Below are 23,525 nucleotides of genomic sequence, written 5' to 3' on the forward strand. Positions count from 1 at the left end.
ATGATGGCGCGGTGCGACTTGATCACGTGTCCTATGCGGTGGCCCGCGACAGCTTCGTCTCGACCGTCCAGTGGATCGGATCGGCCCTCGGCGCCGGGTTCGTCGACGGGGGCGTACACCCGCGATTCGGCACGCGCAATTTCATTCTCCCGCTGAGCGGCGGCACCTACGTCGAGGTCGTCACCACACTCGACCACCCCGCCGCCGACCGCGCACCCTTCGGCCAGGCGGTCGCGCGCCGCGCCGCCGAGGGCGGCGGCTGGCTCGGTTGGGTGGTCTCCGTCGACGACATGGCCCCGGTCGAGGCCCGCCTCGGCCGCACCTCGGCCGAGGGCCACCGTGTGCGCCCCGACGGGTTCGACCTGAGGTGGAAGCAGATCGGCCTGCTGGAACTGCTGGATGACCCACAACTTCCCTACTTCCTGCAGTGGTTGGTCCCCATGGAGGAGCGCCCGAGCGCCGACCCGCGCACCTCCAGCACCATCCACGGGGTCTCCATCGCCGGTGACGCCGCCTCCATCGCCGAATTCCTCGGCGAACCGGCCGACCACCCCCTCGACCAGATCGACGTCACCTGGGTCGAGGACGAGGAACCGGGTCTGGTCTCGGTCGAGTTCGCCACCGCCCACGGCCCGGTCACGATCTGACCAGGGCCCGTCGGGCTGCTCCGCAGGGAGCAGCCGACGGGGGTCTCCCGGCTCGTGCGCGCCTCCGCGGACGCCGATGACGACATCGGCTGGACCGTCTCGGTCGACTCCACCGTCGTTTGCGCCCAGCGGCATTCCGCCGGAGCACGCGCAAAGGGGCCGAAGGCCGCAGCGAGCCCGCCGGCCACGCTCTCGGACGCTCACGCGGCGGCCTGAGCACCAAGGTCCACGTGGGCCCGGCAGGCCCCGAACCCGGCCGCCCGCCGTGCTCGCGGACCACCAGGCCTACTCCACCTCGCCGCCATCCTCATCTGGGCACGACGCTGACCAAAGGGACAGGACCTAGTCGGTCCGGCGGTTGTGATCTTCGGCCCAGTCTCCAGCGGACCCCCCCGTCGGGCGGCCGACCTGCGGCAAGGTGACCGGTAAGGAGTCCGAAGACGGGGGAGGCATCCGATGGAGCGGCACGTCGAGTTCGAGCGTCTGCACAACTTCCGGGACCTGGGCGGCTACCGGTCCGCCGACGGCCGCACCGTGCGGTGGGGGACCGTGTACCGGGCCGACTCGCTCGGCAAGCTGGCGGACGACGACTGGGAGCGGTTCCTGGAGCTCGGGATCGGGACCGTGATCGACCTGCGGTATCCGTGGGAGATCGAGGCCAAGGGGCGGGTGCCCGAGGCGGAGCGGTTCCGCTACGTCAACCTGAGCATCGAGCACCGGCCCTACGACCAGGCCGAGATCGACCCGGACATCGACCCCTGGCGGTACCTCGCGGACCGGTTCGCCGAGGTCACCGAGGACGGGGCCGAGGAGATACGGCAGGTCCTGGAGGAGCTGGCGCAGGCCCCCGCCCCGCTGGTCTTCCACTGCACCTCGGGCAAGGACCGGACCGGGCTCATCGGAGTCTTCCTGCTGACCCTGCTCGGGGTGGACCGGTCCGACGTCCTCGCCGACTTCGCGCTCACCGAGCTGGCCACCGAGCGGCTCGCCGCCGACTGGCGGGCCGCCCACCCGGGCCGGGTCATGAAGTGGCCGAGCTACGGCCGTGCCCCCGCCGTGATCATGGAGTTGGTGCTCGCGGACCTGGAAGCCCGCTACGGATCCGTGCACGGCTACCTCACGGACCGGGTCGGCCTCTCGGAGCGGACCGCGCAGCGGTTGCGCTCCCGTCTGCTGACCGGCGCCGGCGACACCGACACCGACACCGACAGCGGCAGCGACAGCGACAGGGGCGGCGACAGCGGCCGCGAAGCCGGGGGCGAGGACCACCGCGCGACGTGAAGTCGCTCTGGTGGCGCCACCGGCGCGTCTCCTACCATCGGAAGACGGGTGGGGGAGGGGGGTGCGTTCATGGCGGCGCACGTAGGGCGGCTGGAACGCTTCGTTGCCTGGGTGCTGCGCAACGCCGACGTCGTGGTCGCCCTGGGCATCGCGATGGCGGTCGGACTCCTCGACATCTTCGGTGACGTGATCAGTGACGACGTCTCCTCCGGTGCCACCCTCGTCGTGCTCGGCCTCCTCGCGACCGGGTCGATCGTGGAGCGGGTGCGCCGGCCCGCGAGCATCCAGGAGGCGATGAGCGGGACCCGGCAGGCCCTGGAAGACCTCGCGATGGTGCGCTCGCTCTCGGGCAACGAGGTCGGCGAGGCACTGCGCAAGGCCCGCCAGCACACCAACCTCTGGTACTTCAAGGGCGGTACGGGCACCTACCTGCGGGCGGTCACGCTGCCCCTGTGCGTGGCCGCCGCGAAGGAACAGCGCTCGCAGCTCAACGTGAAGATCGACATCGTCAATCCGGCCGACGAGCGGGCCTGCGCCGCGTACGCCCGGTTCCGGCAGATGTTCGGCGGGCAGCGTCGCGGAGACGACGTGTGGACCACCGACCGGGTCCGCCGGGAGTCGTACGCGACCGTCCTCGCCGCCTGCTGGTACCAGCGGCAGCTGACCACGCTGGAGATCAGCGTGCACCTGTCGGCCGCCGTGCCGACCCTGCGCTTCGACCTGTCCGAGACCTGCCTCATCATCACCCAGGACGACCAGTCCCGGGTGAACCTGCTGGTGGAGCGCGGGCAGCCGCTCTACGACTACTACGTGACCGAGCTGCACCAGAGCCGCGAGCAGGCGACCGTGCTCGATCTGCGCGTCGCCTCCCCACTCGGTCAGGAGCCCACCGTCGACGAGGTGCGGACGCTCTTCGACGACCTGCGGCTGCCCTTGCCGCGCGTCTTCACCGACAGCGACATCGGCAAGATCATCGAAAAGGCCCTGCACGCGGAGGACCCCTACAGGAGGTGATGCGCTCCGGCGCGTGCCCATGGACCGCGAGCTCGAAAGCACTCTCGTCACCCTGGAGGAAATCGCCTCCGGGACACGGGAGTTACATGCCGTCCGTCATCCGCTCGGATTCCTCTGTCTGCCACTGCTGAGAGAGGGGCCGCGCGGGATCTGCGTGCATCTCTTCGAGATCGGCAACCGTGCCGATCCGGAGGCGTCGCCGATGCACGCCCACAGCTGGGAACTGCGCAGCCGCGTGCTGTACGGGCGGGTGGCGAACCTCCCCGTACGGACGAGTGCGGTCCGGGACGGCGAGGAGGGCGCCACCCACCGGGTCTTCGAGGTGTTCAGCGGGAGCGACGGCGTGGACGAGATCCGGCCGACCCCCCACCTGGTACGGAGCGAGCCCGGCCCCGCCCACATCAGCGCGGGCGGGGAGACGTACACCCTGGCGGCCGGCGAGTTCCACTCCACCGCACTGGAGGGCGTGGAACCCGCGGCCACCCTGGTGCACGGCACGTCGATCCCCGGGCAGCTCGACCTCTCGCTCGGCCCGCTCGACGGCCGACCGCGCCGCACGACCCGCCGGCTGTGCGACACCGCGCAGACCGTGCGCAGCGTCCACACCGTCCTCAGGAGGATCGATGCCGAGCAGCGGGCCTGATTTCGACCACGAGAGGCAGGTCGCCGTCTCCGCGGCGGAGGAGGCGGGCGGCCTGCTGCGCAGGCGTTTCGGCACGGCGCGGTGCGTGCGGACGAAGGGCGGGTCCGGGGACGTGCAGGTGGACCTCGACCTCGCCGCCGAGAAGCTCGTGCTCAGCCGGATTCAGCGGCACTTCCCGCACGACCGGATCCTCTCCGAAGAAGCCGGGCTCCTCGACGCGGCGGGCGAACGGACCTGGCTGGTCGACCCGTTGGACGGCAGCAACAACGTCGTGATCGGGCTGCCCACCTACGCCGTCGGGATCGGACTGTGCCTGGGCGGCGCCCCCGTGATGGGCGTGGTGCACGAGCCGGTCACCGGGGAGACCTGGCACGCGGTCAAGGGGTACGGGGCCCACGGACCGTCCGGCGTGCTGCCCGGCCCCGACCCCACCCTGCCGCGCCCCGGCCCCGTCGTCGCCTGGACCCAGGGGTACGCCGTGGAACGGGGCGACGTGACGGCGGTGGCCCTGCGCGCGGTGCTGGAGCTGCGCTGCCGGCGCGTCCTGCAGCTGTGGGCGCCGCTGCTCGGCTGGAGCCTGTTGGCGCGCGGCACCATCGACGCCTTCGTCGGCTACCGCGCCGAGGGCGTCGACCTGCCGACCGGGGCGCTGCTCGCGGCCGAGGCGGGCGTGGAGCTGCGCACGCTGTCCGGGGCGACGTTCAGACCCGGCTTCGCCGGGGCCGACACCGGGCGCAGCTTCGTGGCGGCGCGCGGCGAGACCCTCGCGTACCTGCTGGGGGAGGTGGGAGCCGTCCCCCCGAGCGCCTAGGACTTGCCCGCAAAGTACGCCGGCCGCCCGAAGGGCGGGCCCCGCGGCGTCCCGCTGGTTTTGCGGTTCGGCTGGGGAGTTCCTGCGGTGGGCGACCGGCTTCGAGGTTCACACCACCCCGAACTCTGCGACGGCATCGACGAGACGGGATGAGCCCTGGCCGCCCGTACGGGCGTACCTCCCAGGCCGGCCAGGGCGCTCGAGTTCAGCGGGCATGCTGTTCGCCGCGGACGGCGGCGGCTTGCTCGGGGTGGCCCAGGGCCTCCAGGGCAGCGGCGTGGACGATCGGGAAGTCGGGCAGGCCGGGGAAGAGGTGGTCGCCGCTCAGTTCCCCAGGTGCCAACAGCTGGCAGGCACGCAGTGCGGCGCCGCTCGCCCCCAGCGCGTCGGGGAGTTCCATACCTGCTTGGAGCCGCACCAGCGCGAACGCCTTCAGACTGTGGGCGCAGTCGGCAAGATGGGCCTGCTGATCGGCCTGGGCGAGCCGGCTGAGTTCCTCTGCGCCTTCACGCGTCGTCAGGAGTGCCTGGTCGAACTGGCCGGCCTGGGCGAGCCGTAGGCCGAGCAGGACCACGCCGCGCGCGATTTCGGGCTGATAGGAGGCCGGGTCGTCGTTGACGGCGGTTTCCAGGGCCCTGAGGGCGAGAGCGGTCACCCGCACCGCTTCCGACGTCCGCCCGGTTTCGACCAGGTACAGGCTGTACAGCGCCACGGTGCTGTGCAGCAGGGCGAGTTCGGCCACCTGCCCGGCCGCTGCGGCGCCGGTGCGCACCGCAACCTCCTCGGCCAGCGGCTCGAAGGCCTCCTGCACGCGGCCCGCGCGGCTGTACCGGGTGCTGGTGATCTGCAGGGCCTCTGCCAGCTGGAGCCGGTGCGCCGCGGGGTCCGCCTCGGTTAGGCGACGGCGCACGGCCAGTTCTTCCCCGGCCACTGCCAGGGCCTCTTCGTGCTCCTCGCGCCAGGCGTGCCAGTGGCCGAGGGCGCCGAGCGCGGTTGCGAAGTCGGGCAGGTGAGCGGGATTGGCTTCGGCCAGGGGGCGGAAGAGGCCCACCGCCCGCTGCGCGGGCGCGAGCCCGTCGAACGGGCTGTGGTCACCGCTCCGAGACCCGTTGTCGGTCTGGGAGATCCGGATGCTGAGGTTGGTCAGCGATTTGGCCAGGTCGGGTAGGTGGAGCACTGGGTCCGACGCGACCAGTTGCTCTCTGATCGCCAGCGCTTCCCGGGTCGCCGCCAGGGCGTCCTGCCCTCGTCCCAGCCGTGCCAGGAGGATGCCCAGATTGTCCCACGCCATCGCCAGCCGCGGCAGATGGGCGGTGGGGTTGACGCGGGCCAGGCGCTGGTGGAGGGTGACCGCCTCCTCGCAGGCGGGCAGCGCCTCGTCGAGCCGGTCCGCCGCCGTCAACCGCCAACCGTGGTTGATCGCCACCATCGCCAGGTCCGGCAGGTGCCGGTCCGGGTCGGCCTCCGCAAGTCGGCGATGGAGCTTCAGGGCCTCCGCGCTGGCCGCCAGTCCGTCCTCGGCCCGACCGGACTCGGAGAGGTTGTTGCTCAGGTTGGTCACTGCCGTGGCCAACTCCGGCAGGTACAGGTCGGGGTCGGCAGCGGCCAACCGCCTGTACGCGTCGACCGATTCCACCGCCGGAGCGACCGCCTCGGCGGCCTGGCCGACGCGCAGCAGCAGGATGCCCGAGTTGTTCAGCGCCATGGCCAGGTCGGGCAGTTGTCCGGCCGGGTCGGCTTCGGCGAGCTGCCGATGCAACTCGACGGCTTCGGCCGTCGGTGCCAGTGCCTCCTCGTAGCGGCCCGCCGTGTTCAGAGCGGCAGCCAATCCGGTGACCGCCAGCGCCAGCTTCACCAAGTGCCCGGGATCGCCCGCGGCGAGCTCCCGGTATAGCTCGACGGACTCCTGCGCCGGTGGCAGGGCTTCGGCAAGCAGGCCGGCGTTGCCGTAGCGCCAGGCGAGCGCGTGCAGCAGGTCGGCCCGCTCCGCGGCGGGGACCGCCTCACTGGCGAGGCGGTGGTGGACCAGCCGGCGGGTGAACACCGCCATGGCGAGGTCGAGTTCGACGTGGCGCTCGTTCGGGAGGTGGGGCAGGATCCGCTCCAGGATGAAGCTCGGCAATTCGTCCAGCTCGCACAGGCGCAGTAGCGCGGCGCCGCCGGCAGCGGGCGCCAGTGCCGGCCGGACCAGCAGCAGGGGCATCAACTGGGTGTCTAGGAGGTGCGGCCAGCGGTGGGCGGCCTCGATCATCACGGTGAGCACTTGGCGGGTCAGTGCGGGCGGTGCGCTGTCGACGGGATGGTCGAGCAGCAGGGCCGGTGCCACCCTGACCCAGTCGTCGGTCGCGTGGTATCCGGTCAGCTGCTCGCGGCCGGGCAGCGTGAGGGCGAGGAAGTCCTCGGCCAGACGGTCGGGTGACAAGGCTTCGAAAACCAAGCCGGGATCCTGAGGGGGATAGCAGCGGGTATGGTCGGCCACCGCCACGGCTGCCGCACCCTTCACATACGTTCCAGTGAGCGCGTTGGTACGGGTCAGCGCCGAGGCCGCATCGGCGGGCGGCAGCGGGCGGGTGAGGGTGGCGAGGTAGACCGCGCGGCGCAGCTCACCCTCGCCGGTACGCAGCGGACCGCGATGCCCGTCGTGCGAGGAGCGCCAGTGGTCGTGTTCGCGGTCCAGCAGGTAGGAAGAGAGCGCCGCCTGGTCCCGGCCGGACGGCGGTGTCACGCCCCGACGTGCCGCGTCCACGTCGACCAGGGCCTTCATGTGGACGGTCAGGGTCAGCGCGAACTGGGGATCGTCGAGCTCCCCGGGGACGCCCAGGTCTGCGGGCTCGGGTATGTCGAGGGCCGCGGCGAAGCTGTCGCGGGCCGAAACGTAGATTCCGGCCCGTACCCGGGCGTCGTCCGGCAGTGGTTCCAGGGGGACGGTCTCACTGTCGAAGATGTCGAGCTTGGCGAACTGGTGTGCCAGCCCCTGCCACCAGTCGCCCGCCGGGCGGGACAGCAGCAGGATCCGTAACCGGTCGCGGGCCGCGTCCCGGTGTTGGCGCACCAGGGTCAGCAGGTCCGCCAGCGGCCAGCGCTCCGCGTAGTCGACCACCAGTACCAGCCCGGGGCGACGCACCGTCAGGCTCCGGTCCCCGCCGCCTGCCGAGGCCACCTCGCTGCGGTGCCGCGCCTGTGCCACAGTCCACCCGGCCCGCGCCGAACCCGCGGCGAACTCGGCGGCCAGGCGGGTCTTCCCCCGCCCGCCCTCGCCGTGCAGCAGGCGGACCGACATGCCCGGTACGGCGTCGTCCCGCCAGGCGGCCAGCAGCTCCAGCTCCGGTCGCGGGAAGAACGGGACGACCTGGTGCCGGGCCGTCAGCAGCCGGCTGGGAACCCGTGTCAGACCGGGCGCGGGGGTGGTCGGGTGGCCGAGCGGGAACGGCTCCACCTGGTAGGGCGGCTCGGCGCGGTAGATGTAGTTGTACTGGTCACCGTGCTGGACCGCGTTCACCCGCCCACCAAAGGTGGTGATGTTCTGGGTGAAGACGATGCCTTGCGGCGCCCCGCCCTTGCTCACGCGGTCTCCCCACCGTCCGCCCGGCGCGGGGTGTCCATGAATCGGTTCTCCTGGTTGCCGTTCTGCACCACGTTGACGATCGCGTGGTCGGAAGCCTTGATGTTCTGCGTCATGCCGGGGGCGGCGTTCGGCAGGCGGTTGCGGATCTGGTCGATCAGCTCCAGAAGCTCCTTGACGGCCTCAGGGTCTTCGCGCAGCAGGGCCAGCAGCCGACGCCGCCACGGCCCTACCAGCTCCGAGCGAGCGGAGTCGGCCTCCTCGCCCGCCACCAAGGCGGCGTCGTTGTCCAGCTGGCGCTCGACCTCGGCGAGGTCGTGGCCGCGCCGGTGGAACAGCCCAGCCGTCCAGCCCCGGGTGGCCTGCCAGGCGTCGGTGCCCATCGCGGCCGCCACGGTGGTGGCGCCGGTCAAGGCCAGAGTTTCCAAGAGCTGTTGGGCTTCGTGCAGGTCGGGCATCGGGTCCCCTCGGTCGGTCCTGGACGGTTACGACTGCGCAAATCATCGCGCCTCGGCGCCGGACACCGCATGCGTTCGCCGACTCTCGGCGCCCCGGCCCGGGCGAGCCCCAAGAAGCCCGTACACAGGTATCTGTCGATCCGCAGGTCGCGAGCGGGTTCCGTCGTATCCGCGACCGGGATTTCGGGAATTCGCGAGCTTCCGCCCGCACCGACAGCAAGGCCGGCCTGCTCTCGCCTTCGACGGGGCTGTCCTCGCCGGACCTGCCAGCGCGGCGGGCAAGAAGCTCCCGCTGCTCACCCAACTCGTCGGTGCAGGCATGGTCCCGGTTCTCGCGGAAACTGCGGTCCTACTCCTCCTGGTCGTCCGGTCCAGTGTCGAGGGCCGAGGCCGCATGGCACCGGAGGGACTGCCGCCCTGGCCACAGCGGATAAGGCACGCGCTCTGGAGGGCACTGCGGGAGGATACTCGCGAGATCTGCGTCGGGTGCTCTCCGCCATAGTGGTCCGGACGTACCCGGCGCGTGGCCCGCGCGGTCGGCGCCCTCGTCGTCGCCCCGGCCTTGCGGCTCTGCCTCGTGTCGTGACCGTGAACGTTCGCGGGGTTCCTCGTTGTGCTGGCTGGAAGTGGGATGGCACAACCGGTCAGGGCTCGCAGGTTGACCGAGCTGGAGGGACAGAAACTGCAGCAGATCGTGCGGCGGGGCAGTACCAGCTCGGTTCGGTTACGCCGGGCGATGATGCTGCTGGCCTCGGCCGGCGGCAGCACCGTCCCGGTCATCGCACGACTGGTCCAGGCGGACGAGGACACCGTCCGCGACGTGATCCACCAGTTCAACGGGATCGGGCTCGCACGCCTGCACCCTCAGTGGGCGGGAGGCCGTCCCCGCCTGCTCAGCCCTGACGACGAAGACTTCGTCATCCAGACGGCCACCACCCGCCCGACCCGGGGGTCGGCAAGCCCTTCACCCGCTGGTCCATCCGCGAGCTCGCCGATCACCTGCGGCGCGACATAGCCAGGCCCATCCGCCCACACGAGCTGGCGCATGAAGCAGTGGGCGACCAAGAACGAGGCCGAACTGCTTCACCCCGACCAATGCCTCCTGGGCCAACCCCACCGAAGCTCATCCCGGTGCACCTTCCCGGTCAGAGCACTAGGTGGTGGCCGCCAGCGCCAGGGTTGCCGCCAGGGTGCCCGCCACCGCCAGCACGATGCCCGTACCGAAGAAGCGGCCCAGGTCGATCCGGGTGCCGTGCCAGCGGCAGCGCTCGAACCACAGGAGGGTGGCCAGCGAGGCCCACGGCGTGATGACCGGCCCCACGTTGACGCCGATCAGCTGGGCGAGCAGCTGCTCGTGGTTGGCCACCGGGATCGCCGCTTCGCCCGCCAGGTAGGCCGGGAGGTTGTTCAGCACGTTCGAGAAGCCCGCGCCGACCGCCGCCGACCGCAGCATTCCGACGACGCCGTTGTCGGAGCCCATCGCCGCCGCGAGGACGTCGTGCAGCCCGTGGGCGTTGACCGTCTCCACGACCAGGAACATCCCCGGGACCAGGACGAGGAGCCGCCAGGGGATCAGGGAGAGGCGCAGCGCCTCCCGGCCCCGCACCCAGAAGGCCACGACCACGATCAGCGCGGCCGCCATGGACGCCGACCACAGCGGTACGTCGGCGAGCAAGATCGCCAGCAGGAATCCGGCGCACGCCACCGCGCTCACCCGGAACAGGACCGGATCCGCGGGGCGCGGCAGGGGCGGAGGGGTGTAGCGGGTCTCGGCGCGGCGCCCCGGGCGCCAGTAGAAGCCCCACAGGCAGGCCATCGTGACCGCGATGGCGGCCAACTGCGGCGCCCACATGGTGGCGGCCATCTCCGACGGGGTCAGTGCGATGCGGTCCGCGGCCAGCAGGTTGGTCAGGTTCGACACGGGCAGCAGCAGGCTGGCCGTGTTCGCGAGCCACACCGTGGTCATCGCCAGCGGTACGGGCGCGATGCCGACCCGGGTCGCCAGCGCCAGCATCACCGGGGTCAGCAGGACCGCCGTCGTGTCCAGGTTGAGGGTGATGGTGGTGACGGACGCGAAGAGCACGCAGAGGCAGAAGAGGAGGGGGTACCTGCCGCGCCCCGCCCGGGCCACCCAGGTGGCGACGACGTCGAAGACCTCCGCCTTGCCCGTCAGTTCGGCGAGGACGATGACGGTGGCCAGGAACACCACCAGCGGACCGATGCGCTCCAGTACGTCCGAGGCGGGTCCGGTGGGCAGCAGGCCCGTAGCGACGCACAGTGCACCGAGTGCGAGCAGGCCGCCGGCCAGCCAGTCCAGTGGATGCAGACGCCTGAGGAGAGACACGGCGAACAGGTTCGCACATACACACGCCCCGGCATCAGACGGGGCGGAAGGAACCGGACAGGTCCGCCCGGGCGGGGTGTCCGGCGTCCCGCGGGGGACCGCCCCGTCCTTGCCGGGACAAACCCGCCGCCGGGGGTGCGGCCCTACGATGGAGTCATGATGACGGACGGGCAATTCGGCGCTCCCGCAAGAGAGTTCGACTTCTTCATCAGTTACTCCCCGGCAGACGAACAATGGGCCGCATGGATCGCCTGGACCCTGGAGGAAGCCGGTTACCGCACGGTGGTGCAGGCCTGGGACTTCGTACCGGGAACCAACTTCATAGACTTCATGGACCGGGGGGTCAGCGAGTCCCTGGCGGTCATCGCCGTACTGTCCCGCCACTACGAGCGTTCCACCTACGGTCGCATGGAATGGCAGGCCGCGCTCCGGGCCTCGCCCGAGTCGCCCGAACGGAGGCTGCTGACCGTCAGGGTGGACGAGATCCCGATCGAGGGACTCCTCGCCACGATCACCTACGTCGACCTCGTCGGCGTGGCGGACATCGACGCGGCCCGCTCCCTGCTGCTGAACCGGGTCGGGCAGGCCGTCGACGGCCATGCCCGACCGGGCCGCCGTCCCGGCTTCCCGGGGAGCGGGAGCGGGCCGGGACCCCTGCGCCACCCGGAGCAGCCCAATCCGGGTCAGCCGCAGCCGAGCGCGCTCGCCGGCCCCGGCTGGTCGGGACGCCGGCGGCCGGCCAGGGCGCCGCTCTACCCGCAGGCCGCCGCGGCCGGCCACAGCGCCCGGGACGCCGTGACCGTCCTGCACCTGGCCGGGCCCGACTTCGGGCGCGGCCGCGAACCCGACTCGCTCAGCCGGCAGATCCGCGGCGACCTCATCATGCTCAGGGACGCGGGGGCACCCGCCCCCGACCTGATGGTGGTCACCGGCGACCTCACCGCGTCCGGCAGCCCGCGCGAATGCGACCAGGCCCTCAGCTTCCTGACCGCCCTGCGCTCCCAGCTCGACCTGTCCCCCCAGCGGGTGATGGTGGTACCGGGCGCACAGGACGTGAACCAGGCCGCCTCCCAGGCCTACTTCCACACCTGCGAAGCCGACGAGGTGGCGCCGCAGCCGCCGTACTGGCCCAAATGGCGCCACTACACCCGGTTGTTCCGCGGCCTCTACCAGGGCCTGGACACGGTCTTCGACAGCGACCAGCCCTGGACCCTCTTTCCGGTGCCCGAATTGAGCACGGTCGTCGCCGGATTCAACTCCTCCATGGCCTACAGCCACCGCGCCGAGGAGCAGTACGGCTTCATCGGCCGCGACCAGGCCGCCTGGTTCGCCGAGGCGATGCGCCGGTACGAGGAGGAGGGCTGGCTGCGCATCGGCGCGCTCCGCCACCCGCTCACCGACGGCCGCCGCCCCGGCGACGCGGTCGGCGGCCCCGGCGGGCTGCGGGACGCCGACACCTTCGCCCGGCTGGCCGCCCCGCGGCTGCACCTGCTGCTGCACGGGCCGACCGGCGGCCCGCGCACCACCACCTCGGCCCCCAGTCGCACCCAGCTCGCCGGGGCTCCAGGGGTTTCAGGGCCTTCCCCGGCGTCCGGGGGCGCCTGGGAGCTGCCCCTGTTCGGCTCCGCGGCCCCCGCCAGGTTCCAGCTGCTCCAGGTCGGCGCCGAGGGCGTGACCCGCTGGGACGACCGGATCACCTCCGCGTCCGAGACCTTCCCCGCCGCGTGGCGGCAGACCCGCCGGGTCTTCCCCGTACCGGAACTGCCCGCCGTCATCAACGTCGAGCGGGCCGGCGGCCGGGCTCCCCTGGACGACCCGGCCGCCTCGCTCGCCGAACGGGTGAAGGAGATCTGCCGCGTGCGCCGGGAGGGCGTACGGCTGCGCGACGTCCCGCGCCGCGAACCCGGCGACATGGTGCAGATCATGGCCACCTGGCAGGAGCAGGAGGACGGCGTCGTCCAGCAGCAGCGCATAGCCGTCCACCCCGGGAGCCCCACCGAGGAGGAACTCGACCGCTTCATCGCCCAGGTGCACGCGACCGACACCGGCTCCGAGGCCGTCCTCGTGTACGCGGGCGACGCCCCGGCCGGCGGACTGCGCCGACGGGCCGCCGCGCACGGCGTCCGGGTCCGGGTCCGCAGCTTCATCGAGTTCCAGGGCCTGCTCGACCTGCGGGGTTACGTCGCCGCGCAGACGGCCCGGCTCAACAGCAGTGAGCAGTACGCCCCCGGCCTCTACCTCCCCCAGCGCTACCGCGACGCCGACCGCCCCGACGGCCAGGACGGCGCCGTCCAAGAACGCGACGGACTCGTCGAGGAACTGCTGGAGCTCCTGGAGTCCGACCACGGCCGGTTCGTCCTGCTCCTCGGCGACTTCGGACACGGCAAGACCTTCGCGCTGCGCGAGCTCGCCCGGCGCATCTCCGAACAGCTCCCGCACCTGACCCCGCTGCTGATCCCGCTCAACTCCCTCGACCGGGCGCACAGCCTCGAAGGCCTGGTAGCCGCGCACCTGGCCGGCCACGACGTCGACACCATCGACCTGCGGGCCCTGCGCTACATGCTCGCCCAGGGCCGCGTCGTCCTGCTCTTCGACGGCTTCGACGAACTGGTCAACCGGGTCAGCTACGACCGGGCCGCCGACCACCTCCAGGTCCTCCTCGACGCGGCCGTCGACCACGCCAAGATCGTCGTCAGCAGCCGCACCCAGCACTTCAAGTCGCACGCCCAGGTCCTCACCGCGCTCGGCGAGCGCGTCGGCCTGCTCCCGCAGCGCAGGATCCTGGCCGTCGAGGGCTTCACCCCCGCCCAGATCCGCTCCTACCTCGTACGCAGCTACGGCGACGAGCGTGCCGCCGACCGCCGCTACCAGCTCCTGCGCAACATCCCCGACCTCTTGATGCTCTGCCGCAATCCCCGGCTGCTCTCCTTCGTCGCCGATCTGAGCCAGGACCAGCTGCGCGCGGTCGCCGGAGCGGGCCGGGCGCTCAGCCCCGCCCGGCTGTACGAGGACGTGTTCACCTCTTGGCTCGACCACGAGGAACGGCGCGGCCAGGGCGGGCCCGGCGCGCCGCCCGGGCTCACCATCGACCAGCTGTGGGCCGCGGTCACCGCGCTGGCCTGGCGGCTGTGGGAGAGCGGCCGCAGCGCCCTGCGGCTCGACGAGCTCACCGAGACCGTGGCCGGCACCCTCAACGAACTCACCGAGTCCCCGCTCACCCCCTCCGAGCGCGCCCAGGCGGTCGGCGCGGGCAGCCTGCTGGTCCGCAGCGACGACGGGGTCTTCCAGTTCATCCACGGCTCCGTCATCGAATGGCTGGTGGCGCGCGAGGCCGCCCGCCAGCTCGCCCGCGGACAGCACACCGTGCTCCTCGCACGCCCGCTCAGCCAGCTCGCCGTCGAGTTCTTCTGCGACCTCGCCGACCACGAGCAGTGCGCCCGCTGGGTGCGCGACGTCCTCGACGCCCCGGGGCGAGCGGTCAGCGAGGCCGCCCGCGCCAACGCCGTCCGGATCTCCGACCGGCTGCGGGTGCCGGCCAACGCCGACCTGCGCGGCGCCCGGCTGGCCGGTGAGGACCTCTCGCACCGCGACTTCTCCGGGGTCGACCTCTCCGACGCCGATCTGACGGACGCCCGGCTGATCGGCGCCAACCTCTCCGGCGCGCTGCTGCGGGGCACCCGGCTGATCGGCGCCCGCCTGGACCGGGCCGACCTGAGCCGGGCCGACCTGACCGGCGCGAACCTCAGCCGGGCCCGGCTGACCCGGACCGATCTGCGGGGCGCCCTGCTGACCGGCAGCCGCTGGCACCGGGCCGCGCTCATCGACGTGACGATGGACGACGGGGTGCGGTCGGCCCCCGAGCTCGGGACCGCCGCGATCGCCCCCGGGATGCCCGTGGACGCCGGGTTCCGGCCCTCCGCCGTCGGGGTGCCGTACGGCTTCGGCATGCGCACCAGCCGCCTCCCCGAACCCATCGCGTACAGCAGCGACGGCGAACTCCTCGCGGTGGGCAGCGAGGACGGCTCCATCCTGGTCTGCGGCGCCGACGACGGCCGCGCCGTGCGCACCCTCCAGGGGCACGAAGGGCGCGTGTACGCGGTGAAGTTCCGGCCGGACGTCATCGCCACCGGTGGCTCCGACGGCGCGGTGCGCCTTTGGGACCCGGTGACCGGGGCGTGCCGGCACCACCTGCGGGTCCACCCCGACGGCGTGTGGCCGGTCTCCTTCGACGCGGACGGCACGGTGCTGGCCACCGGCGACCGCGAGGGCCTGGTCACCGTCTGGGACACGGCCACCGGCCAGCCCGTACACCGGCTGCCGGGCCACACCGCGCCCGTCTACACCGCGGTCCACGGACCGGACGGCCTGCTGCTCACCGGGGACGCGGGCGCGAAGGTACGGCTCTGGGACCTGAACACCGGGCACTGCGTCCGGGAGATCGACGGCCACCAGGGGGCCGTCTACCGCGCCCGGTTCAGCCCCGACGGGACCCTCTTCGCCACCGCCGACCGGGGCGCGCCCGGGCAGGGCGGCACCGTACGGATCTGGCGGACGGCCGACGCGCGGCTGCTGCACGAGTTCACCGGACACACCGGCCGGGTCTACGTCCTCGACTTCCACCCCGAGGGCAACCTCCTCGCCAGCGGCGACACCGACGGTCAGGTGCGGCTCTGGGACCCGGTGGTCGGCACCCCCGCCGGAATCCTCGAACGGGGCACCGGAGCCGTCTACCAGGTGCTCTTCGGCGACGACGGGAAACTCCTCGCGTCCTGCGACAGCAACGGTGCGGTCCGGCTGTGGACGGTCACCGGACGCCCCCACGGGTACACGATCGCCCTCCACCCCCAGCAGCCGACCGAGCACCGCGGCACGGCCTGGGCGTGCGCCTTCCGGCCCGGCGACAGCCAATTGCTCACCGTCGGCAACGACGGCGGCGCGCAGATCTGGGACGCGGCCACCGGCCAGGGCAAGCGCATCCTGCGCGGCCACGGCCGCCGGATCAGCGGTGTCGCCTTCAGCGCGGACGGCACGCAGTTGGCCACGGCCGGGAACGACGGGGTCGTACGGCTGTGGGAGACGCGCACGGGCCGGCGTACGGAAGAGCTCACCGGGCGCGGCGACCGGTTGGTCTCGGCGGCCTTCAGCCCCCTCGAGGCCCTCCTCGCCACGGCCAGCAACGACGGCGACATGTACCTCTGGGACCCGGTGGGCGGCGAGTACCTGAGGGAGCTCGACGCCGAGACCGAGCACGTCTGGGCGGAGGCCTTCAACGCCGACGGGACCCTGCTCGCCACCGCCAACGACGACGATTCCGTACGCGTCTGGTTCCGTCCCACGGGTTCCCCCGTGTCGACGCTGACCGAGCACCGGGGCCGGGTCCGCTCGATCGCCTTCCGCTCGGACGCCGATGTACTGGCCACCGGCTGTGACGACAGTTTCGTACGGGTGTGGGACGCCCGGAGCGGAGCCCTCGTGGAGCAGCTCGGCGGGCATGCCGACCGGGTGTACGGCGTCGCGTACGGCCCGGGGAGCACCTGGCTCGCCAGCGCGAGCTGGGACGGTACGGCCGTCGTCTGGCGGGACGGGCGGGCGGATCTGCGCCTGCGCGGACGCGGCGGCAGGCTGTGGGCGGTGGCCGCCCACCCGAGCCGCCCGCTGCTGGCCACCGGCGGCGACGACCGGGCCGTCGGCCTGTGGGACGCCGCGACGGGCGAGCACCTCACCGACCTCGTCGGTCACACCGGCCGGGTGCTCTCGCTCGCCTTCTCCCCGGACGGCACGACCCTGGCGAGCGGCGCCGAGGACGGCACCGTACGGCTGTGGAACGTCCCGGCGGACGGGGAACCGCCGTCCCTGCGGGCGACGCTGATGGGCATGGCGGGCGGCTGGGCGGCGCTGACACCGGAGGGCGGGTACAAGTACGAGGGCGACGTGGCCGGCGAGTTCTGGCACGTCGTCGGCATGTCCCGGTTCACCCCGGGGGAGCTCGACGAGTACTTGCCGGGCATCCACCGGCTGCCGCTCGGCGAGGACCTCTGACGCCCGAGGCTTCGCGGAGCAGGTTCCGGCCGGATCCGCACGAGACCCCGTAGTGCGTGTCCGCAAAAGTAGCGCCGGCCGCCGGAAGGGCGGGCCCTGCGGCGTCCGGTGCCATGGGGTCTCCCCAGACCCGCAGGGCCGAGGGGCGCCCGTGTACCGGACGTACTCGGGCGCGCCCGACAACCTGGGGGTCCCCCCGGACGGAGTCTGGGGGATGAGGTGCGGTGCCGGGCGTCGCGGGGCAGGCGGGACCGTGCGGACACGACCTAGGGTTGGCCCGCATGACGTACACCGAAACTGAGGTCACCGCGGAGCTGGTCCGGGACCTGTTACGCGACCAACACCCGGACCTGGCGGACCGCCCCGTACGGTTCGGGGCCCGTGGCTGGGACAACCAGCTGTGGCGGCTCGGGGACGACCTGGCCGTCCGGCTGCCCTGGGCGACTCCGTCCGCGGACGTGCTGCTGCGCAAGGAGCACGCCTGGCTGCCCGACCTCGCTCCGACCCTCCCCCTGCCCGTTCCCGTTCCGCAGCGCATCGGCGAACCCTCCGAGAGGTTCCCGCGCCCGTGGATCGTCACCACCTGGGTCCCCGGCGAGCCCGCCGACCGCGCCCCCGCCACGAACGCCACGGACGCGGCCGAAGGGCTGGCCGCCTTCCTGACGGCCCTTCACCGACCCGCTCCCGACGGGGCACCCGTCGGGAACTACGGCCGCGGCGGGCCGCTGGCAGACATCGCCGACGGGTTCGCCGAGGGGTTGGCCTCGGCCATCGAGCAGGGGCTGATCCCCGACCCGGACGCCGTCCGCGCGGTCTGGGAGGACGCGGTCGCCGCGCCCGTCTGGGCGGGCCCGGCGCTCTGGCTCCACAGCGACCTCCATCCGGCCAACGTCCTCACCGCGGACGGCAGTTTCTGCGGCGTGATCGACTTCGGTGACCTCTGCGCGGGCGATCCGGCCTGCGACCTCGCCGCCCCCTGGATCCTGCTGCCCGACGGGGCCGCCGACCGCTTCCACGCCGCCTACCGGCCGACCGCGGACGACGCCACCCTGCGCCGCGCCCGCGGCTGGGCCGTGCAACGCGCCCTCGGCGGCATCCTCATCGGCGAGGCCGGTGTCCGTGGCCGACCGGGCGGCAAGCCCACCTGGGGCCCGCCCGCCCACGCCGCACTGCGGCGCCTCGTGGCGACGGCCGGCTGAACGGACGTCCGCCGCCTCAGCCGAGGCAGGCGGCGGACGGGACGACGACCCCGTAGAGATCGGCGATCGTTGCGAGCGCGGCGTGGTGGAGCTGCTCGGCGGACACCTCGACACGACGCCGACGGAATACCGCAACCGGTTCCGGGTCGCCCCGGCCCTCTGACCGGCGCCCGGCTCAGACCGTCGGGAAGGCCAGCAGGGCCACCGGAGCCGTGGTCGGCTGCGGCGAGCCCCCTGCGGGTTCGACGGTGACGCCCATTCCCGACGCCTTGTTGACCGGGCCGTCGAGCAGGGTGGCCGTCGCCGGGGCACCGCTGTCCATCAGCCCCGCCGAACGCATCTTCCCGCCGCCGTCGTCGTACCAGAGCTGGTACACCTTCCCGCTGGGCGGCGCCGGCAGGCCGGAGGCCGCGAAGACCGCCTGGTTACGGGCGGCCGAGACGACCACCGTGCCCACCGCTCCGCCCCGCAGCGGCGCCGTGGTCACCCGGGCGTCGGCGGCCGCGAGGATCGAGCCGACGGCATCGTTCGTGAGACGGGCCTGCTGCGCCTGCTGCCGGGCGTCCTCGGCCTGTTCGTACTGCGCCACCGCGACACCGCCGAGCGCCACGGCCCCCGCGATGCAGGCCGCCAGTGCCCAGCTCGGCACCGGCCGCCAGCGGGGCCGTACGTGGCCGCCGCGCGCGGCCCTGACCGTCGAGGGCGGTTCCTGGCGCACCGTCGCGATCCGGCGCATCACCTCGTCCCGCAGCGCGGCGCTCGGCGGCGCCGCCACGGCGAGCCCGAGGCGCGTGGCCGTCTCGGAGAACTCCCGGACCTCCTGCGTGCAGGACACGCAGTCGGCGAGGTGCCGCTCGACGGCGGCCCGCTCCTCGGGTTCGAGGGCGTCGAGCGCGTACGCGCCCGTCAACGTGTGTGGATCCGCGGCGTTCACACGCCCACCCCCAGACAGTCACGGAGCCGGATGAGCCCGTCGCGCAACCGTGTCTTCACGGTACCCAACGGTAGGGACAGCAACTCCGCGACCTCCCGGTGGGTCAGGCCGCGGTAGTACGCCAGGGTGACCGACTGGCGCTGCAGTTCGCTGAGCCCGTGCAGACAGCGCCGCACCTGCTCGCGCTCCAACCGGGTCTCCACCTGCTCCACCACCTCGTCGTAGGCCGTGGTGTGGTCCAGCAGCGCCGCCCGCTTCTCGCGGTTGGTGGACGCCTGCGCGGAGCGCACCCGGTCGACGGCCCGGCGGTGGGCCAGGGTCAGCACCCAGTTCATCACCGAGCCCCGCGCGGGTTGGTAGCGGGCGGCGGTCCGCCAGAGCTCGACCAGGACTTCCTGGGCGACCTCCTCGGACTGGGCCGGGTCCCGCAGCACGGTCCGCACGAGGCCCAGGACGGGGCCCGACACCGCCTCGAAGACGGCCGTGAACGCCTGCTGGTCACCGCGGGCCACCCGGCCCATCAGTTCCGGCAGGTCGGGGGCGGCCGACGGGTGTCGGCCTATGCGCACGTTCTCTCTCACCGGGGAGGTCCTCCAGGAGTACTCGGTTGCACGGCTCATTCGGAGCCGCGGGGCAGGGGGATCGGTCGCGGCGGACATTTCCTTCGGCAGCCCCCGAAGCATTGTTCGGCAGTTTGTGCGAACCATCGCCCGTTCGGGTGATGGGGCCATCCGGATGAGGGCCGGAGCCGAATGGACGGCGTGACTCACCGGTGGGTTAGTCCCGTAGACGCAGGAGAGACCATGAGCATTCACACCTTTCGCCGTGCCGCCCTCGCAGTGACCGCCGCAGTGCTGCTTCCGCTGGCACTGTCCGCCTGTTCGGAGGAGAGTACGAGCAATCAGGGTGCCGCCGCGCCCGACGCGGTCTCCTCACCCCAGCCGGTCGGCGACACCGACACCGGCGGGGGCGGTCCGTTCGGTCCGGCGTGCGCCTCGGTGCCCAAGAGCGGCGCGGGCTCCTTCGACGGCATGGCGCAGGACCCGGTCGCCACCGCCGCCTCGAACAACCCGGCGCTGTCGACCCTGGTCGCGGCCGTGAAGAAGGCCGGCTTGGTGGACACGTTGAACAACGCCCAGAACATCACGGTGTTCGCGCCGACCAACGACGCGTTCGCGAAGATCCCGAAGGCGGACCTGGACAAGGTCCTGGCCGACAAGGAGACCCTGACCAAGATCCTCACGTACCACGTGGTCGGCGAGAAGCTCACTCCGCAGCAACTGGGGAGCGGCTCCTTCCAGACCCTCCAGAAGGGCATGATCACCACCAAGGGCTCGGGCACCGCCTACCAGGTGAACGATTCCTCCAAGGTGGTCTGCGGCAACGTCCCCACAGCCAACGCCACCGTCTACATCGTCGACACGGTCCTCATGCCGAAGTAGGCGCGCTCCGGACGATCGGCGCGTGGGCGGCGGTCCGTGCATCCAGCCGGACCGTGCCCCCGGAAGAGCTCCGGGGAGTACCCGCGACACCCGATCGGAGCAACTCCATGACGGACGCACAAGGACCCTCGGCCCCGGGCACGCGGTGCCTGGTCACCGGAGCCACCGGCTACATCGGCGGCCGGCTCGTCCCCGAGCTCATCGCCGCGGGCCACCGGGTGCGCTGCCTCGCCCGCACCCCGGAGAAGCTGCGCGACCACCCCTGGGCGGGGCAGGCGGAGATCGTCCGAGGCGACGTCATCGACGCCGCGTCGCTCCTGCGCGCCCTGCAGGACGTGGACGTCGCCTACTACCTCGTGCACGCCCTCGGCACGGGGCGCGACTTCGAGCACACCGACCGACTGGCCGCACGGAACTTCGCCGAGCAGGCCCGCGCCGCCGGCGTCCGCCGCATCGTCTACCTGGGCGGACTCACCCCGAGCGGGGTTCCCGACCGCGACCTCTCGCCCCATCTGCGCTCCCGCGCCGAGGTCGGGCGCATTCTCCTGGACTCCGGGGTCCCCACCACGGTGCTCCGTGCCGCCGTCATCATCGGCTCCGGCTCGGCCTCCTTCGAGATGCTCCGCTACCTGACCGAGCGACTGCCCGTGATGGTCACCCCCAGCTGGGTGCGCACCCGGATCCAGCCCATCGGCGTCCGCGACGTACTGCGCTACCTGGTCGGCAGCGCCCGCATGCCCGCCGAGGTCAGCCGCGCCTTCGACATCGGCGGCCCCGACGTCCTCACCTACCTCGACATGATGCGCCGCTACGCCCGGGTCGACGGGCTGCCCCGGCGTCTCATCCTGCCCGTACCGGTCCTCACCCCGCGGCTCTCCAGCCACTGGGTCGGCCTGGTCACCCCGGTGCCCCGCGCCATCGCCCGCCCCCTCGCGGAGTCCCTCAAGTACGAGGTCGTCTGCGACGAGCACGACATCGCCACGTGGGTGCCCGACCCGCCCGGCACCCCCCTCGACTTCGACACGGCCCTCACCTACGCCCTCCAGAAGGTCCGCGACGCCCAGGTCCTCACCCGCTGGTCCTCCGCCTCCGTGCCCGGCGCGCCCAGCGACCCGCTGCCCACCGACCCCGACTGGGCCGGCGGCAGCCTCTACACCGACGTGCGTGAACGCACCGTCGAAGCCTCGCCGCAGGCCCTGTGGCGGGTCGTGGAGGGGATCGGCGGGGAGAACGGCTGGTACTCCTTCCCGCTCGCCTGGGCCGTCCGCGGCCGGTTCGACCGGCTCGTCGGGGGCGTCGGACTGCGCCGGGGACGTCGGGACGCCGCGCACCTGCGGGTCGGCGATTCCCTGGACTTCTGGAGGGTCGAGGAGATCGAACGCGGCCGGCTGCTCAGGCTCCGCGCCGAGATGCGGCTGCCCGGCCTCGCCTGGCTGGAGATGTACGTCGAGCAGGACGGGGACGGCCCCACCCGGTACCGGCAGCGGGCGCTCTTCCACCCGCGCGGACTGGCCGGTCACCTGTACTGGTGGAGCGTCTCGCCGTTCCACGCCGTGGTCTTCGGGGGCATGGCCCGCAACATCGCGCGCACGGCGGAGGCGGGTGACGACCGCGGTCCGGCCGCATCCCAGGGATCCGCCGCGTCCCCCGCATCGGGTGCATCCGCCGCGGCCGCCCGCGCCGAATGACGGGCAAGGCCAGCCCAGCGACCACTGCGCGGCACCTCCGGGGCCCGCCCGGTGGCCCGATGCCAGGAGCAGCACCATGAACGTCTCGGTCGTCCTGTTCACCTCGGACCTCCGCGTCCACGACCATCCGCCGCTGCGCGCCGCGCTGGGCCCCGGGAACGAGACCGTTCCGCTCTTCGTCCGGGACCCGGCGGTCGACCGCGCCGGCTTCGCGGCGCCCAACCGGCTCGCCTTCCTCGCGGACTGCCTGGCCGGACTCGACTCCGGGCTGCGCGAGCGCGGCGGCCGGCTCGTGGTGCGCTCGGGGGACCCCGTCGCCGAGGTGTGCGCCGTCGTACGGCAGGCCGACGCCGACGAGGTGCACATGGCGGCCGGGTGCAGCGCCTTCGCCCTGCGCCGCGAACAGCGGCTGCGCAGCGCCCTGGAGGCCGACGGGCGGCGCCTGTACGTCCACGACGGCGTGGTCACCGCCCTGCCCGCCGGCGCCGTGACGCCCAGCGGATCCGATCACTTCGCCGTCTTCACCCCGTACTTCAGGCGCTGGTCGAGCGAGCGGCTGCGCGAGCCGCTCGCGCCGCCGCACGAGGTCCGGGTGCCCGGAGCGATCCGCTCCGAGGCGCTCCCGTCCCGCGCCGCGGTAGCCGCCGTCTCGGCGGGCCTGGCCACCGGGGGCGAGCCGGAGGGCAGACAGCGTCTCGTGGACTGGCTGAAGGAGTACGCCGACGGGTACGAGGAAGGCCACGACGACCTGCCCGGCGACGCCACCTCCCGACTCTCCCCGTACATCCACTTCGGCGCGGTCTCGGCGGCAGAGGCCGTGCACCGGGCGCGGTCCCGGGGCGGAGCGGGCGCCGAGGCCTTCGTACGACAGCTCTGCTGGCGCGACTTCCAGTACCAGCTCCTCGCCGCCCGCCCCGGCGCCGCCGCCCGGGACTACCGCACCCGGGCCGACCGCTGGCGGCGCGGCGAGGCGGCCGAGGCCGACCTGCTCGCCTGGAAGGAGGGCCGCACCGGCTACCCGGTGGTGGACGCGGCCATGCGGCAACTCGCCCACGAGGGCTGGATGCCGGGCCGGGGCCGGCTGCTCGCCGCGTCCTTCCTGACCAAGACGCTCTACATCGACTGGCGCGCCGGAGCCCGCCACTTCCTCGACCTGCTGGTCGACGGCGACGTGGCCAACAACCAGCTCAACTGGCAGTGGGTGGCCGGCACCGGTACCGACAGCCGCCCCAACCGGGTGCTCAACCCGGTGATCCAGGGCAAGCGGTACGACCCCGACGGCGCGTACGTACGGCGCTGGATCCCGGAACTCGCCGGACTGCCGGGCCCTTCGGTCCACGAGCCCTGGCGGCTGGCCGGCCCGGAACGGGCCCGGTACGACTACCCGCACCCCCTGGTCGGGCTCCCGGAAGGGCTCGCCCGCTTCCGGCAGGCCCGCGGCAAGGACGGCCCGTGACCCCACC

General features: G+C 72.8%; 15 protein-coding genes and 2 pseudogenes. 12 read left to right on the plus strand and 5 right to left on the minus strand.

Going from position 1 to position 23,525, the window contains the following annotated elements:
- Positions 1 to 11 precede the first annotated feature (11 nt).
- The 6 genes and pseudogenes from OG386_RS36305 (at position 12) to OG386_RS36330 (ending at position 4,396) form a co-directional block, all read left to right on the plus strand.
- Positions 12 to 647: a VOC family protein gene (locus tag OG386_RS36305; protein WP_328791610.1), complete on the plus strand. Its 636-nt coding sequence runs from the start codon at positions 12 to 14 to the stop codon at positions 645 to 647.
- Positions 648 to 740: 93 nt separating this feature from the next.
- Positions 741 to 880 (plus strand): annotated as a pseudogene (locus OG386_RS36310) (IS5/IS1182 family transposase); the annotation flags it as partial.
- A gap of 223 nt (positions 881 to 1,103) precedes the next feature.
- The gene (locus OG386_RS36315; RefSeq protein ID WP_328791611.1) at positions 1,104 to 1,928 is read left to right on the plus strand and encodes a tyrosine-protein phosphatase; all 825 of its coding nucleotides are present in this window, start codon (positions 1,104 to 1,106) and stop codon (positions 1,926 to 1,928) included.
- Between the two features lie 69 nt (positions 1,929 to 1,997).
- Positions 1,998 to 2,942, plus strand: coding sequence for a hypothetical protein (locus tag OG386_RS36320; RefSeq protein ID WP_030011489.1), 945 nt, complete (start codon positions 1,998 to 2,000; stop codon positions 2,940 to 2,942).
- Positions 2,943 to 3,096: 154 nt separating this feature from the next.
- Positions 3,097 to 3,585 (plus strand): hypothetical protein, encoded by a 489-nt coding sequence (locus OG386_RS36325; RefSeq protein WP_328791612.1) that lies wholly within the window; start codon positions 3,097 to 3,099, stop codon positions 3,583 to 3,585.
- Positions 3,566 to 4,396 (plus strand): inositol monophosphatase family protein, encoded by an 831-nt coding sequence (locus OG386_RS36330; protein WP_328791613.1) that lies wholly within the window; start codon positions 3,566 to 3,568, stop codon positions 4,394 to 4,396. Before OG386_RS36325 ends, OG386_RS36330 begins: the two co-directional genes overlap by 20 nt.
- A gap of 205 nt (positions 4,397 to 4,601) precedes the next feature.
- On the opposite strand, the gene OG386_RS36335 is transcribed toward OG386_RS36330, so the two are convergent.
- Positions 4,602 to 7,961: a tetratricopeptide repeat protein gene (locus OG386_RS36335; RefSeq protein ID WP_328791614.1), complete on the minus strand. Its 3,360-nt coding sequence runs from the start codon at positions 7,959 to 7,961 to the stop codon at positions 4,602 to 4,604.
- A complete protein-coding gene (locus tag OG386_RS36340; protein ID WP_328791615.1) occupies positions 7,958 to 8,416 on the minus strand; it encodes a hypothetical protein in 459 nt (152 codons plus the stop codon). The genes OG386_RS36335 and OG386_RS36340 overlap by 4 nt, the downstream gene beginning before the upstream one ends.
- A gap of 631 nt (positions 8,417 to 9,047) precedes the next feature.
- Between OG386_RS36340 and OG386_RS36345 the strand changes: the two are divergent.
- Positions 9,048 to 9,442, plus strand: a pseudogene (locus OG386_RS36345) (helix-turn-helix domain-containing protein); the annotation flags it as partial.
- A gap of 127 nt (positions 9,443 to 9,569) precedes the next feature.
- On the opposite strand, the gene OG386_RS36350 reads toward OG386_RS36345, so the two are convergent.
- Positions 9,570 to 10,760 carry an SLC13 family permease gene (locus tag OG386_RS36350; protein WP_328791616.1) on the minus strand — a complete coding sequence of 397 codons (1,191 nt, stop codon included), beginning with the start codon at positions 10,758 to 10,760 and terminating at the stop codon, positions 9,570 to 9,572.
- A gap of 159 nt (positions 10,761 to 10,919) precedes the next feature.
- On the opposite strand from OG386_RS36350, the gene OG386_RS36355 reads away from it, so the two are divergent.
- Both OG386_RS36355 and OG386_RS36360 read left to right on the plus strand, forming a co-directional pair.
- On the plus strand, positions 10,920 to 16,799 hold the full coding sequence (locus OG386_RS36355) for a TIR domain-containing protein (protein WP_443053328.1): 5,880 nt from the start codon (positions 10,920 to 10,922) through the stop codon (positions 16,797 to 16,799).
- 281 nt (positions 16,800 to 17,080) lie between these two features.
- The gene (locus OG386_RS36360; RefSeq protein WP_328791618.1) at positions 17,081 to 17,998 is read left to right on the plus strand and encodes an aminoglycoside phosphotransferase family protein; all 918 of its coding nucleotides are present in this window, start codon (positions 17,081 to 17,083) and stop codon (positions 17,996 to 17,998) included.
- 175 nt (positions 17,999 to 18,173) lie between these two features.
- Here the strand turns inward: OG386_RS36360 and OG386_RS36365 are convergent, their stop codons facing one another.
- Complete coding sequence (locus OG386_RS36365) at positions 18,174 to 18,932, minus strand: anti-sigma factor (protein ID WP_328791619.1); 759 nt, start codon at positions 18,930 to 18,932, stop codon at positions 18,174 to 18,176.
- A complete protein-coding gene (locus OG386_RS36370) occupies positions 18,929 to 19,513 on the minus strand; it encodes a sigma-70 family RNA polymerase sigma factor (protein ID WP_223835653.1) in 585 nt (194 codons plus the stop codon). The genes OG386_RS36365 and OG386_RS36370 overlap by 4 nt, the downstream gene beginning before the upstream one ends.
- 222 nt (positions 19,514 to 19,735) lie before the next feature.
- Here OG386_RS36370 and OG386_RS36375 point away from each other — a divergent pair, with 222 nt between their 5' ends.
- From OG386_RS36375 to OG386_RS36385, 3 genes are all read left to right on the plus strand, one after another.
- Complete coding sequence (locus OG386_RS36375) at positions 19,736 to 20,374, plus strand: fasciclin domain-containing protein (RefSeq protein ID WP_328791621.1); 639 nt, start codon at positions 19,736 to 19,738, stop codon at positions 20,372 to 20,374.
- 107 nt (positions 20,375 to 20,481) lie between these two features.
- Complete coding sequence (locus tag OG386_RS36380) at positions 20,482 to 22,062, plus strand: SDR family oxidoreductase (RefSeq protein ID WP_328791622.1); 1,581 nt, start codon at positions 20,482 to 20,484, stop codon at positions 22,060 to 22,062.
- A gap of 76 nt (positions 22,063 to 22,138) precedes the next feature.
- Positions 22,139 to 23,518, plus strand: coding sequence for a cryptochrome/photolyase family protein (locus tag OG386_RS36385; protein ID WP_328791623.1), 1,380 nt, complete (start codon positions 22,139 to 22,141; stop codon positions 23,516 to 23,518).
- The last annotated feature ends 7 nt before the right edge of the window (positions 23,519 to 23,525 follow it).

The sequence above is a fragment of the Streptomyces sp. NBC_00273 genome (genome assembly GCF_036178145.1).
GTDB lineage: Bacteria > Actinomycetota > Actinomycetes > Streptomycetales > Streptomycetaceae > Streptomyces.